The sequence below is a fragment of the Trujillonella endophytica genome, assembly GCF_900110555.1.
GTDB classification, from domain to species: Bacteria; Actinomycetota; Actinomycetes; order Mycobacteriales; family Geodermatophilaceae; genus Trujillonella; species Trujillonella endophytica.
This window is the reverse complement of record NZ_FOEE01000016.1, coordinates 29,572-42,980: the sequence shown is the minus strand read 5'-3', so window position 1 is coordinate 42,980 and position 13,409 is coordinate 29,572. Positions and strand designations below refer to the sequence as shown.

Genomic DNA, 13,409 nt, shown 5'->3' with positions numbered 1-13,409 from the left:
TCCTCCCTCGCCGCGCACCGTGAGGGAGGTAGCGCCGGGATCAGGTGACCTGATCATCGCCGTCCCCCTCCGCGACCGGCGCGCGGCCGTTCACCCCGACCCGCCCCGAGCCCACGCCGGCCCGCCGCCGGTAGGACTCCACGAACTCCAGCAGTTCCGGCCCGCGCGGGCGCCGGCCGGGGACGATGTCGGCGGTGCTGACCTTGTCCTCCTGGATGTGGGTGTTCGCGTCGAGCGCGATCCCCAGCAGGTCGTTGGCCGAGTCGCCGGTGGACAGCCCGCTGTAGGCCCAGTGGTAGGGCATGCCGATCTGGTGCACGACCTGCCCGCCGCGCAGCCGGATCGGCCGGACCCGCTCGGTGACCAGCACCTTCGCCTCGATCGCCGTCCGGGTGCTGACCAGCGTCGCGTAGTCGCCGTGGGTCAGCCCGCGCAGCGCGGCCAGCTCCGGGCTGACCTCGACGAAGAACTCCGGCTGCAGCTCCGCCAGGTAGGGCAGCGTGCGGCTCATCCCGCCGGCGGTGTGGTGCTCGGTCAGCCGGTAGGTGGTCACCTGGAACGGGAAGACCTCGCTCATCGACGGGTTCTCCCGGTTCCACGGCCCCTCGATGCGCTCCACCGTCGGGCTCGCCTGCTGGGCGTAGAGGGCGTTCTCGACGACGGACTCCACCGGCTCGTAGTGCGTCGGCAGCGGCCCGTCGACCAGCCCGGCCGGCGCGTACAACCACGCCTTGCCGTCGCCCTGCATGACGAACGGATCGGTGCCGGCCAGCGCGTCCTGCGCGCTGGCGCCCTCCGGCGGCACGTAGTCCGGCCGCTTGGTCCTCTCGACGTCCGGCACGTCCGCGCCGGTCCACTCCCCGGCGGCGGAGTCCCAGTACACGTACTTCTTCCGCTCGCTCCACGGCCTGCCCTCGGGATCGGCCGACGCGCGGTTGTAGAGCATCCGGCGGTTGAGCGGCCACGCCCAGCCCCACTCGGAGGCGACGGCCCCCGGCTCGCGGGCCGGCGTGCGGCGGGCCGCCTGGTTGACCTCGTCGGCGAAGACCCCGGTGTAGATCCAGCAGCCGCCGGAGGTGGAGCCGTCGTCGGCCATGTCCACGTAGGTCGACAGCGCCCGCCCGTCGGGGCCGGTGCCGTTGATCTCGCGCAGCACCGCCTCGGCGTCGGGGTCCCGGGTCTCCCCGTGCACCGGGTAGTCCCAGGTCATGTGCAGCAGCGCCTGGTCGCGGGGGTCGGTCGAGTCCGCCAGCCGGGAGCGCAGGATCCGCCCGAGGTGGAAGTAGAACCACAGGTCGCTGCGGGCGTCCCCCGGCGGCTCGACGGCCTTCTGCCGCCACTGCAGCAGCCGCTGCGTCTGGGTGAACGTGCCCTCCTTCTCCACGTGCGAGGCGGCGGGTAGGAAGAACACCTCGGTGCCGATCGTCTCCGGCGCGAGCTCCCCGGTCTCGATCTCCGGCGACTCGTTCCAGAAGGTCGCCGACTCGATCATCTGCAGGTCGCGGACGACGAGCCAGTCCAGGTTGGCCAGGCCGAAGCGGTTCATCCGCCCGTTGGGGTGCCCGACGGTCGGGTTCTCGCCGACGAGGAAGTAGCCGTGCACCTTCCCCTCGATCATGTCGGCGATCGTCCGGTAGGAGCTGTGGTCACCGTTGATCTTGGGGATCCAGTCGAACCGGAAGTCGTTCTCCGGCTGCGCGGCGTCGCCGAACCAGGCCTTGAGGAGGCTGACCGTGTAGGCGCGCTTGTTGCCCCAGAACCCGCCCTTGCCGGCCGCGTCGGCGCAGTACTCGTCGAGCGTCTGGTGCTGCATGGCGTGCGGCATCGGCAGGTAGCCCGGCAGCAGGTTGAACAGCGTCGGGACGTCGGTGGAGCCCTGGATGCTCGCGTGCCCGCGCAGCGCCATGATCCCGCCGCCGGGCCGGCCGATGTTGCCCAGCAGGGTCTGCAGGATCGACGCGGTGCGGATGTACTGCGCGCCGACGCTGTGCTGGGTCCAGCCGACCGAGTAGACCCACGCCGTCGTCCGGTCGCGGTTGCTGTTCTCGGTGACCCAGCGGGCGACCTGCTCGAACACCTCGGGTTCGATGCCGCACACCTCGGCGACCATCTCCGGGGTGTAGCGGGCGAAGTGCCGCTTGAGGATCTGGAACACCGTGCGCGGGTGCTCGAGGGTCTCGTCGCGGTGCGGCTTGCTGGGGATCGGCGGGCCGCCGCTGCCGGCCGCCTGTGCCCGGTCGGAGTGCTTGACGTCGGGGTGCTGCTCGGATCGCTCCTGCTCCGCGGCCTCGCCGGGGTCGTCGGTGCGGGAGTCCTGCCCGCTCGGCTCGTAGGACCAGCTCGCCTCGTCGTAGGTGCGGGTCTCCGGGTCGAAGCCGGAGAACAGCCCGCCGAGATCCTCGGTGTCGACGAACTCCTCACCCACGATCGCCGCGGCGTTGGTGTAGGCGACGACGTACTCGCGGAAGTACAGGTCGTTGTCCAGCACGTAGCGGATCAGCCCGCCGAGGAAGGCGATGTCGGTGCCGACGCGCAGCGGCACGTGCAGGTCGGCGACCGCGCTGGTCCGGGTGAACCGGGGGTCGATGTGCACGACCTTCGCGCCGCGCGCCTTGGCCTCCATCACCCACTGGAAGCCCACCGGGTGGCACTCGGCCATGTTCGAACCCTCGATGACGATGCAGTCGGAGTTCGCCAGGTCCTCCAGGAAGTTCGTGGCACCGCCACGACCGAACGAGGCACCCAGACCGGGCACCGTGGAGGAGTGCTATATGCGCGCCTGGTTCTCGATCTGGATCGCGCCCAGGGCGCTGTAGAGCTTCTTCATGAGGTAGTTCTCCTCGTTGTCGAGGGTCGCCCCTCCGAGGCTCGCTACGCCCATGGTGCGGTTGACGCGGTGCCGGTTCTCCGGCGGCCCGTCGACCTCCTGCCACCCCTTGCGCCGCGCCTCCAGCACGCGGTCGGCGATCATCTCCATCGCCGTGTCGAGGTCCAGGTCCTCCCACTCCGTGCCGTACGGACGGCGGTAGCGGACCTTCGTGACCCGGGTCGGGCTGGTCACCAGCTGCTTGCTCGCGCTGCCCTTGGGGCACAGCCGGCCGCGGCTGATCGGCGAGTCCGGATCGCCCTCGATCTGGGTGATCCGCTCGTTCTCGACGTACACCTTCTGCGCGCAGCCGACGGCGCAGTAGGGGCACACGCTGGCCGCCACCCGGTCGGCGGTCGCGGTGCGGCTGACCACCGCCTCGGTCCCCCTGCTGCGCGCGGCCCGGCCCCGGCCGAGCGGATCGGGACCGGTGAGCTGCCGGAACACCGGCCAGGCGTCGAGCCAGGTCTTCACCCCGTCGATGCTGCCACCGCCCGCGGGATCCGGCTGCCCGAACGCACGGCCTTCCGAGCGACAGATCACCCGCGCGGGTGCCCCGGACCGTGGCGCCGGGCGGATACCGTCGCGGCGTGACGAGGGCGGCCCGGATCGCGCTCGCGGTCTACCTGCTGGCCGGCGCCTCGATCACCCTGGGTCCGAAGCCGGGGCGGCTGTTCGCCTCCGGTATCCGCGCGTTCGACGGCGCGCTCTCGCCGCAGGCCATCGAGGCCCTGGCCAACGTCGCCCTCTTCGTACCGATCGGGTTCCTGCTCTGCCTGTCGTTCCCGGCCGTCCCGCGGTGGCTGATGTGGGGGCTGTGCGTCGCCGCCTCCGCCGCGGTCGAGCTGTACCAGTACGTGCTGCCCGGCCGCGACGCCACGTTCCGCGACCTCGTGACCAACGGACTCGGCGCCGCGCTGGGCGTCGGGCTCAGCTGGACCCTCGACCGGGTACTACCGCGCCGGAGCTGATTGACCGTTCCCCGGCGGCGACGCACGCTGGCGGGCGGGACGGCACCCCGGCCGTCGCGCGAGAGCGGGGTGTACCACCGATGACCGACCCGTACGGCCCGTACCGGCCCGCTCCGTTCGGCCCGGACGACGTCGAGTACGAGGTCGTGTCGCCGCCCCTGCCGACCCTCGTCCGGGGTGAGGACGGCGGCTACGGATACGGCTACCCCGGCTTCGCCCCCGCCCCGGCACCGGCCGCCCCCGCCCCGGCGGACGGGCGCCCCGCACCGGGTACCGCGGCCGCCGCCCTCGCGCTGACCGAGGGCGGCCTGCTCGCGTCCGGCGCGCTCGGCTGGGTCGTCGTGCTCGGCACGGCGGACGACGTCGACGCGGGCACCGGCACCGTCCTCGCCGTGCTGGCGCTCACCGCGGTGGCCGCGCTGCTGGTGATCGGCGGCCTGGGCCTGCTCCGGGGCGCGGCCCCGCGGTGGCTGACCGCCGCCACCTGGGCCGAGCTCGGGCTGCTCGCCGTGCTGACGCTCGCGGCGGTCGCCGCGCTCGCCGCCGACCGGTCGGGCGGAGGCGCGGTCGGCGTCCTGCTGGCGGGGCTCGCCCTCGCCGCCGCTCCCGCGGTCCGCCTCGTGCTGCTCGCCCGCCTCCCGGTGCGGGCGTGGCTGGACGCTGCCGCGCCGCCGGCCACCGCGCCGGTGTGGTCGCCGGTGCGGGGCCGGTGGGTGCCACCGCGCCGCGCGGGAGCTCCTCCGGGCGTGCTGGCCGCGGTCGCCGTCCCGGCCGCGGCGCTGGCGGTCGTCGCCCTCGTCGTCGTCCCCTTGCGCGGAACGGGCGACGGCGTCCCCTTCCTGCTCGACCCCTACGCCGCGGGGGCAGGGGGCAGCGGCACCTACGCCGGGGACAGCCCGTGGGGTGAGCGCTACTACCGGGACGGGCGGGCCCTGCCCGCGCCGCCGGCGTCCAGCCACCTCTACGACGCCGAGTTCGACGCCCAGGCGCGCGACTGCGCCGAGGGCGACATGAACTCCTGCGACGAGCTCTACTGGAACACCCCGGTCGACGACTTCTACGAGTGGTTCGGCGCCAGCTGCGCCGGCCGGGTCGACCACGAGGTCCCGGGCGGCTGCGTCGACCTGCTGGGTCCCCAGGCCGACTGAATCGGGGGCGGCCCCGTCCCCGAACCAGGGGAAACCCCGATGATCTGGTCGGTGGTGCGGAGGACACTGGGTCCGTGGTCGATCCGGTGCTGCACTTCCTGGGTCACTCGACGGTGCGCGTCGAGCTGGCCGGCAGGACCGTGCTCACCGACCCGGTGCTCACCGCGCGGGTCGGCCCGCTGCGGCGGGTGGTCGCCCTGCCCGACCCGGCGTCCTGGGCGGGGGTCGACCTCGTGCTGCTCAGCCACCTGCACGGCGACCACCTGCACCTGCCGTCCCTGCGGCTGCTCGGCGGCGGCGTGCGGATCGTCGCGCCGCGCGGCGCCGGGGCCTGGCTGCGGGCCCGCGGCTTCTCCCGCGTCGACGAGCTGGCGCCCGGGGAGTCCCTGACCGACGGCGAGCTGCGGATCACCGCCGTCCCGGCCGAGCACAGCCCGCACCGCTGGGGCCCCCGGCTGACGCACGGCCCGCACGCCCCCGCCGTCGGGCACCTGCTCGAGGGCGGCGGCCGCAGCGTCTACGCCACCGGCGACACCGACCTGTTCGACGGCATGCACGCCCTCGGCGACCTCGCGGTCGACGTGGCGCTGGTGCCGGTGTGGGGCTGGGGTCCCTCCCTGGGGCCGGGCCACCTCGACCCGCTGCAGGCCGCCGAGGCGGTCGCCCGCGTCCGGCCGCGGATCGCCGTCCCCGTGCACTGGGGCACGCTGGCCATGCGCGGCAGCACCGTCGTCCCGCCGCTGCGCGCCCGGATGCGGCGGCTGCTCACCGAGCCGCCGCTCGCGTTCACCCGGGCCGTCGCCGACCGCTCCCTGGACACCCGGGTGGTGCTCGCCGAGCCCGGCACGCCCGTCCGGATGCCCGCGGGGGACGCCGCGTGAGCGCGCTGGCCACGAGCTGGACCGACAGCTCGTCGATCGGCTATCCGGTCGTGTTCGGTGGGGTGTTGCTCGGCTCGGTCGTGCCGGTCGTGCCCACGGGCGCGGTGGTCGGCGCCGCGGCCGCCGTCGCGACGACCACGCACGGGCTGGACCTGGGGCTGGTGCTGGTCCTGGCCACGCTCGCGGCCTGGACCGGTGACGCCCTCACCTTCGCCGTCTGCCGGTCCGGCGGACCCGCCGCCGTCCGCTGGGTCGCCCGCGGTCAGCACGCCGACCGGATCGCCGAGGTCCGCGAGCAGTTCCGCGCGCACGGCTGGCAGATCATCGTGGCCGGCCGGCTGCTGCCCGCCGGGCGCATCCCGGTGCTGCTCGCCGCCGGCGCGCTGGCCTATCCGTGGCGGCGGCTGCTGCCGGCCAGCATGCTCGCGGCCCTGCTGTGGGCGTCGGCCTACGCCCTGATCGGCGTGGTCAGCGGCGGCATCTTCGACAGCCCGCTGCTGGCCACCCTCATCGCCACGTGCCTCGTGCTGGTCGTCAGCACCGCGCTCAACCTGGGCAGCGCGGCCCGCCGCCGCGCCGCCCACCGGCGGGAGGCCGCGGCCGGGCCGCCCGCCGACGCCGGGCGGAACGACAGGGTCGGCGGAGTCGAGCCCGCGCCGTGCGGGCCGGTCCCCGACCGCTCGGGGCCGGCATGACCCGGCCCCCCGAGCGCGGCCGGGTGGTGCGGCGCGGCCGCACCCCGGCGCGCGTGCTGCTCACCTGGCTGGTTGCCACCGTCGCGCTGGGAGTGCTGGACGCCTGGCTGGACCGGTTCAGCCTCGGCTCCTGGTGGCAGCCCCCGCTGGTCGCGCTGCTGCTCGGCCTGCTGACCGGGGTGGTGTGGCCGCTGGTCATGCGGGTGGCGCTGCCGATCGCCGTGTTCACCCTCGGCCTGGGGAGCTTCCTGCTGCTGGGCGCGGCCGCGGTCGGCATGTCGTTCCTCGTGCCCGGCGTCGTGATCGAGAACGTGCGCACCGGGGTGGTCGTCGTCGTCGGCATGGCGGCGGTCTCCGGCCTGGTCAGCAGCGCGCTGGCGCTCGACGAGGACGAGCTGTTCTTCCGGCGGGCCCGGCGGCGGGCGCGCCGGGCGGGGGTGGCCGGGGAGCAGCCGCCGGGCGTGCTGTTCCTGCAGATCGACGCGCTCGCCGCCGAGACCGCCGCCCGCGCCGTCCGCGACGGGTCGATGCCCAACGTCGCGGCGCTGCTGCGCTCGGGCAGCCACACCATGACCTCCTGGCACACCGACTGGAGCTCGCAGACCGGCGCCGAGGTCAGCGGCATCCTGCTCGGCAGCAACCACGACGTGTTCGGGTTCCGCTGGTACGAGAAGGAGCGCGACCGGCTGGTCCGGGTGTCCCACCCCGACGACGCCGCCCTGGTCGAGCGCCGGCTGTCCGACGGCCGCGGCCTGCTCGCCGGCGGCGGGGCCAGCCGGGGCAACCTGTTCACCGGCGACGCCCCGCACGTCAGCCTCACGATGAGCTCGCTGGCGTTCCTCCCCGGCGCCCGCCGCGAGCACCGCCGCCGCGACCGGGTGGGCTCGGGCTACTACGCCTACTTCGCCGACCCGGTGAACGCGCTGCGCACCGTCGCGGTGTCGGCCGTCGACATCGGCCGCGAGCTGGTCGCCGCCGCCCGCGAGCGCCGCGACGACGTCCGCCCCCGGGTCTCCCGCGGCGGGCTGTGGCCGCTCATGCGGCCGGGGACCACCGTGATCAGCCGGGACGTCGTCGTCTTCGCCCTGCTGGAGGACATGATGGCCGGCCGCCCCGTCGCCTACGCCGACTTCCTCGGCTACGACGAGGCCGGCCACCACGCCGGCCTCGACCGCGCCGACACCCTCGCCGTGCTGCGCACCATCGACCAGCAGATCGGCCGGCTGCACCGCGCCGCCGCCCTCGCGCCGCGGCAGTACCACCTGGTCTGCCTCTCCGACCACGGCCTGACCCAGGGGGAGAACTTCGAGGCCCGCTTCGGCGAGACCGTCGAGGCCCTGGTCGGCCGCCTCTGCGGCGCCGACCCCGACCCGGGGACCGTGTGCAGCGGCCCGGCGTCCAGCCGCGACCCGGCCGACGGCGGCTGGCAGATCGGCGCCGCGCTGGCCGAGGGCGGCCCGGTGGCCCGCCGGCTGCGCGCGCGGGTGCAGGCCGGCGTCGACCGGCACGACCACGAGCCGCCCGCGGACAGCGCGGGCGCCGTGCCGCGGGTCGCTCCCGGCGTCGTGGTCACCGTCTCCGGGCACACCGCGTCGGTCTCGCTCGCCGACCTGCCCGGGCGGGTGCCGCTGGAGGAGATCGAGCGGCACTGGCCCGACCTGCTGCCCGGCCTGGTCGACCACGCCGGGGTCGGGTTCCTGCTGGTGCACTCGCAGGAGCGGGGCCCCGTCGTCCTCGGCCGGGAGGGCATCCACCGACTGGAGACCGGCGAGGTCATCGGCAGCGACCCCCTGGCCGCCTACGGCGAGCACGCGGCCGACCTGGTCGCCCGGGTGTCGGCCTTTCCGCACTGCGCCGACGTCGTGATCAACAGCGCGTGGGACCCGGCCACGGGCGAGGCCCCGCCGTTCGAGCCGCACGTCGGCTCGCACGGCGGCCTCGGCGGCCCGCAGCAGCGCGGCTTCCTCGTCCATCCGAGCACGTTCGCCGACCCCGGCGAGGTGGTCGGCGCCGAGCAGTTGCACCGGGTCCTCCGCGGCTGGCTGACCGATCTCGGCCACCCGGAACCCGTCGCGGACGGCGCGATGGCCGGCCCGAACAGCGTCACCGCGCGCGAGCTCGCCCGCGCCGCGGGTGACCGGGCACACGGTGACGGGGAGGTGAATCCCGGCACCCGGCCCTGGCGGGCCGCCGCGACAGCACCGACAGTGGAGCGGTGAGACCCGACGCGCGAGCCTGGTTCGAGACGCGGACGACGTCCGCCGCGTCCCTGACCGAGGTCGACGCGGCGGCGCTGCTGCGGGCCAAGCGGCGCGGCGGCCACCGGATCAGCGTCGTCCTGCCCGCCCGCGACGAGGAGGCGACCGTCGGGCGCCTGGCCGCCGACATCGTCGACCGCTGGATGCGCCGCGTGCCCCTGGTCGACGAGCTCGTCGTCGTCGACTCCGACTCGACCGACGCGACGGCCGCGGCGGCCCGGGCCGCCGGAGCCGACGTCGTCGCCACCGCCGACGTCCTGCCCGCGCACGGCACCCGCCCCGGCAAGGGCGAGGCGCTGTGGAAGTCGCTGGCCGCCACCACCGGTGACCTGATCGTCTTCCACGACGCCGACCTGCTCGGCGACGTCGCCCACTACGTGCCCGCGCTGGTCGGCCCGCTGCTGACCGACCCGACCGTCGGCTACGTGAAGGGCTGCTACACCCGCCCGCTGAGCGTCGACGGCGTCACCAGCCCCGCCGGCGGCGGCCGGGTGACCGAGCTGACCGCGCGACCGCTGCTCAACGCGCTGTGGCCCGAGCTCGCCGGCGTCGTCCAGCCGCTGGCCGGGGAGTACGCGGGCCGCCGGGAGTTCCTCGAGCAGGTGCCCTTCTCCTCCGGGTACGGCGTCGAGGTCGGCCTGCTGCTGGACCTCGTGGAGCTGATCGGTCTGTCCGGGCTGGCCCAGGTGGACCTGGGCGTGCGGCGGCACACCTCGCAGACGCAGGACGCGCTGAGCCGGATGGCCGGCCAGGTGGTCTCGGCCGTGCTCGCGCGCGCCGGGCACGACCGCGCCGTCCACGGGCTGCTCACCCAGTTCCGGCACGGCGAGGACGGCTTCGAGCCCTACAGCAGCCCGGTGGCCGTCGACGAGCGCCCGCCCATGACCTCGCTCCCGGAGTACCGAGCCCTCCGCGCCGCCTTCGCCTAGGTGCGTGCCAGTGCGGCCGACACCCTCGCGGCGAGATCTTCCGCATGCTTCTCGGCGAGCATCCCGTTGTGCGTGCCCCGGACGTCGACCACGTCCAGCGCGGGCAGGAGCCGCCGCCACACGGGTAGGAGGTGGGCGATCAGCGGGATGCGCCGGCGCACCCGGAAGTACGTGACCGGCCCGGCATAGGGGGGCACGCGGAAGGCCTCGTACACCCGCGCGGAGTCGCGGAGGACGGCCCGGTCTGCCGGGAGGTCCCCGCTGCGCAACCGGTCGCGGAACGCCGTGGCCAGGCTCTCCTCCGTGATGCCGGGAACGACCAGCGCCAGCCCCCCGGCGAGGCGCCGCAGGAACCCCTGCCACCGCGTGAGGCTGGCGTACGGCAGGCGGACGTCCAGCAGGCCGATGAACCCGATGTCGCGGCCGGCCGCGGCCAGTCGACGGGCCGACTCCAGGGCTACCAACCCGCCGAAGGAGTAGCCCAGCAGGCGCACCGGCCCCTCGGGCTGTCCGGCATCGATCGTGGCCGCGTGCGCGGCCGCCACGTCCTCGAGTGGGAGCCGCTGCCCGTCCGGCGCGGCCAGCCGCCCCAGCAGACCCACCACCGGCGCCGACGTGGCGAGCCGTTCGACCAGAGCGACATAGCTGTCGAGGTCACCGTGCGCCCCGTGGACGACGTGCAGAGGCGGCACAGCGGGGTTGCCGCCTCGGAGCGTGCGAACTCCGGGATCCTCCGGCCTGCGGTCGGCGAGGAGCGACGCGAGTTCACGCACCGAGGGAGCCGCCAGGAGATCGGCCATCTCCACCGGGCGGTCCAGCTCGACCCTCAGCCGGCGCAGCAGCGTCATGGACTGGCGCGACGTGCCACCGAGGTCGAAGAAGGAGACCTCCTCGGGAGCCGGCCGACCCAGGACCTCTCGGAACGCGGTCGCGATCGCGACCGCCGTCGCGGACCGCGCCGAGGAGCCCGGCATCTCCGCCGCCGGGACGGCATCGTCCGCGGCAGGGTCTCCCCCGGCCGCGGCGGCACCGATCTCGAGCAGCGACCCCGGGTTCCGAAGGGCGGCGGCATTGCGGACCGGCCGGCCGTCGAGCGTGTCCCGTACCGCCTGCTCCGACGGTTTGCCGCTGTGTGTCCGCGGGAGTTCGGGGACGGCGAGGATGCGCGAGGGAACGTGCGCCGGCGAGCCCTGGTTGCGCAGGACCGACCTGATCCGCTGGGTGAACGCCTCGTCGAGTCGCACCCCCGGACGCAGGACGACCAGCAGCACCAGCCGGCTCCCCCCTGCGTGGCGCTCCTGCTCGACGGCCATGGCGTCGGCGATGCCGGGGATCGCGCGGACGATGGCATAGATCTCCGTCGGCCCGATCCGGACCCCGTCCACCATCAGCACACCGTCGGACCGGCCGAACATGCGGGCCGAGCCGTCCGCGCCGATCTCGATCCGATCTCCGTGTGTCCACACCCCGGGGAAGTGGGCGAAGTAGGCGGCGGTGAAGCGGGATCCGTCGGAATCGGCCAGAAGACCGACGGGCCGGGACGGAAAGGGGCGCCGGCACACCAGCTCACCGGCGACGCCGAGGACGGGACGGCCCTCGTCGTCGAAGGCGGCGACGTCGAGCCCCAGGGAGAGCGACGAGCACCGCCCGGCCCGCACCGGCTGCTCCGGATGCCCGAGGACGAAGCACCCGACGATGTCGGTCCCCCCGGAGATCGACTGCAGCGGCGGATCTCCGACCGCGTCGGCGAACCACGCGTACTGCCAATCGTGCAGCACTGCTCCGGTGCACAGCACCGCGCGGAGGGCGGTCAGGTCCAGGGAGTCGCGGGGGCGGTAGCCCTCGTCCTGGCACACCTGCAAGTAGGCCGGACTCGTGCCGAACACGGTGACGTGGTGCCGGGCGGCAAGCTCCCACAGCGTCTCGGGGCCGGTGACCGGGCCGTCGTACACGACGACGTGCGCACCCACCGCCAGGGCCGAGAGCTGCCAGTTCCACATCATCCAGGCGGTCGTCGTGTGGAAGTAGAGCGTGTCGCGGCTGTCGAGGTCGCCGTGCAGGCGGTGCTCCTTGACGTGCTCGATGAGCGAGCCTCCTGCCCCGTGGACCAGGGGCTTGGGCGGACCTGTCGTGCCTGAGGTGAACATCACCCAGAGCGGGTGGTCGAAGGGAAGCCGGGGCCAGTGCGGCGCGGGACCGTCGGCCGGGACCGCGGCCACCCGGTCGGCCAGTCGCCGGACCGGGACGCCGTCCGGGTCCGGCAGCGGCCCCGGATCGAGCACGAGGACGAGGCGTACGGAGGGGAGCCTGCGCAGGAGCTCGGTGAGGACGACGTCCGCGGTCTGTGCTCCCTTGTCCATGCCACGCCGGTCGACGACCAGGCAAGCGGGCGCCACCTGCTCGAACCGCCCCACCAGCGTCTCCACCCCCATGTCCGGGGTCGCCGTCGACAGGGTGGCGCCGAGCGATGCCCCCGCCAGCGCCACGATCGCGACGCCCGCATGGTTCGGGGCGATGACCACGACCCGCTGGCCGCGTTCGACGCCGAGGGCGGCCAGCGCCGCGCCCGTCCGCTCCACCTCCCGCCGCAGTTCCGCGCGGGTCCAGGTCCGCGCGGTGCCGTCCCCGTGCACCGAGGTCAGCGCGGGCGCTCGCTCCGTCTCCTCGTCCAGCCGGCGCAGCAGGTTCTCGGTGTAGTTCAGGCGGACGCCGGGGAAGAAGCGGTCCCGGCGCACGTCGGCGCCGGTCAGCACCGGCTCGGCCGAGCCCTCCCAGAGCAGCTGCGACCAGTCGAGGAACGTCCGCCAGAACTGCTCCGACCGCGTGACCGACCAGCGGTGCAGCGCCGGCGCCCCGCTGAGGTCCTCCCCGGACGCCTCCTCGCACAGTTCCCGGAACTCCATCAGCTGCGTCCGGCCCACCCGCCCGGCCGACCGCGGGGGCGGGGCGGAGAGGGCGGTCATGCGCAGCCCGCCGGGGCCAGCCGGGCGACCCGGACACGCGGCGACCGGCGGGAGTCCACCGCCACGCTGCCCACGTACGGCGCCGGCAGCGGGACCGGCCCCACGGACCACGGCCCCACCCGCCCGCGCGCCGACAGCGGCGTGGACACGCTCCGAGGGGGCCGCCACAGTCCCACCCCGGCGGCCTTGAGGACCGCCTCCTTCTGCGTCCAGCAGCGCAGCAGCAGCGACGGCTGCTCGCTCGGCCCTCGCCGGGCGATCGCCCCTGCCTCGGCCTCGGTGAGCCAATCCCGTTCCGCGGCGAGCCGGAACCCCTCGTCCAGCCGCTCCACGTCGATACCCAGGCCCCCGCTCCGCGAGACGGCCACGACACCCAGCGCGCCGCTGCTGCTGGAGCTGACGGCGAGGTGCGCCGCGCCGCCGGAGAGCACCGGCCGGCCGGCCCGGACGTCCAACGGCACATCCTGTGGTGCCATGCCCAGCAGCCGCCCGAGGACGCGGCGCAGCGCCGACCGGAGGAGGACTCGTCGACGGGCCACCTCCGGCGTCCCTTCCCCGGCACGCCGGCGCTCCGCCGGCAGCAGCAGCCGCGCCGCCGCGGCCTCGTCCCAGTGCGGGTCATGGAGATCGAGCGTCCACACGCGCACGGCTGCCGTCCTCGGTCTCGGTCCTGACATCGGCGCACCCTCCCGTCTCGG

10 protein-coding genes are annotated in these 13,409 nt (G+C 74.9%); 6 read left to right on the top strand and 4 right to left on the bottom strand.

Going from position 1 to position 13,409, the window contains the following annotated elements; all coding sequences use genetic code 11:
- Window positions 1–40: 40 nt before the first annotated feature.
- Complete coding sequence (gene fdh, locus BMY88_RS20070; protein WP_091947945.1) at window positions 41–2,755, bottom strand: formate dehydrogenase; 2,715 nt, start codon at window positions 2,753–2,755, stop codon at window positions 41–43.
- Between the two features lie 12 nt (window positions 2,756–2,767).
- Window positions 2,768–3,340, bottom strand: coding sequence for a dehydrogenase (locus BMY88_RS24890; RefSeq protein WP_091947942.1), 573 nt, complete (start codon window positions 3,338–3,340; stop codon window positions 2,768–2,770).
- A 116-nt stretch (window positions 3,341–3,456) separates the two neighbouring features.
- On the opposite strand from BMY88_RS24890, the gene BMY88_RS20060 reads away from it, so the two are divergent.
- From BMY88_RS20060 to BMY88_RS20035, 6 genes are all read left to right on the top strand, one after another.
- Window positions 3,457–3,837 (top strand): VanZ family protein, encoded by a 381-nt coding sequence (locus tag BMY88_RS20060; RefSeq protein ID WP_170861208.1) that lies wholly within the window; start codon window positions 3,457–3,459, stop codon window positions 3,835–3,837.
- A gap of 80 nt (window positions 3,838–3,917) precedes the next feature.
- Window positions 3,918–4,985 carry a hypothetical protein gene (locus BMY88_RS20055; protein ID WP_091947936.1) on the top strand — a complete coding sequence of 356 codons (1,068 nt, stop codon included), beginning with the start codon at window positions 3,918–3,920 and terminating at the stop codon, window positions 4,983–4,985.
- A 74-nt stretch (window positions 4,986–5,059) separates the two neighbouring features.
- Complete coding sequence (locus BMY88_RS20050; RefSeq protein WP_091947933.1) at window positions 5,060–5,866, top strand: MBL fold metallo-hydrolase; 807 nt, start codon at window positions 5,060–5,062, stop codon at window positions 5,864–5,866.
- Complete coding sequence (locus BMY88_RS20045) at window positions 5,863–6,561, top strand: DedA family protein (RefSeq protein ID WP_091947930.1); 699 nt, start codon at window positions 5,863–5,865, stop codon at window positions 6,559–6,561. The genes BMY88_RS20050 and BMY88_RS20045 overlap by 4 nt, the downstream gene beginning before the upstream one ends.
- On the top strand, window positions 6,558–8,780 hold the full coding sequence (locus BMY88_RS20040) for a phage holin family protein (RefSeq protein WP_091948086.1): 2,223 nt from the start codon (window positions 6,558–6,560) through the stop codon (window positions 8,778–8,780). The genes BMY88_RS20045 and BMY88_RS20040 overlap by 4 nt, the downstream gene beginning before the upstream one ends.
- Window positions 8,777–9,748, top strand: coding sequence for a glucosyl-3-phosphoglycerate synthase (locus tag BMY88_RS20035; RefSeq protein ID WP_091947927.1), 972 nt, complete (start codon window positions 8,777–8,779; stop codon window positions 9,746–9,748). The genes BMY88_RS20040 and BMY88_RS20035 overlap by 4 nt, the downstream gene beginning before the upstream one ends.
- Here the strand turns inward: BMY88_RS20035 and BMY88_RS20030 are convergent.
- Entirely contained in the window at window positions 9,745–12,711 is a 2,967-nt protein-coding gene (locus BMY88_RS20030) for an acetoacetate--CoA ligase (RefSeq protein ID WP_091947924.1), read from the bottom strand. The two genes, BMY88_RS20035 and BMY88_RS20030, sit on opposite strands and share 4 nt — an antisense overlap.
- Complete coding sequence (locus BMY88_RS20025) at window positions 12,708–13,358, bottom strand: 4'-phosphopantetheinyl transferase family protein (protein ID WP_244524817.1); 651 nt, start codon at window positions 13,356–13,358, stop codon at window positions 12,708–12,710. The genes BMY88_RS20030 and BMY88_RS20025 overlap by 4 nt, the downstream gene beginning before the upstream one ends.
- Between the last annotated feature and the right edge of the window lie 51 nt (window positions 13,359–13,409).

Bases quoted from the DNA above. Each gene is read 5' to 3' on its own strand.
- BMY88_RS20055 (WP_091947936.1), top strand. From the start codon at position 3,918: ATGACCGACCCGTACGGCCCGTACCGGCCCGCTCCGTTCGGCCCGGAC.
- BMY88_RS20030 (WP_091947924.1), bottom strand. From the start codon at position 12,711: ATGACCGCCCTCTCCGCCCCGCCCCCGCGGTCGGCCGGGCGGGTGGGC.
- BMY88_RS20040 (WP_091948086.1), top strand. From the start codon at position 6,558: ATGACCCGGCCCCCCGAGCGCGGCCGGGTGGTGCGGCGCGGCCGCACC.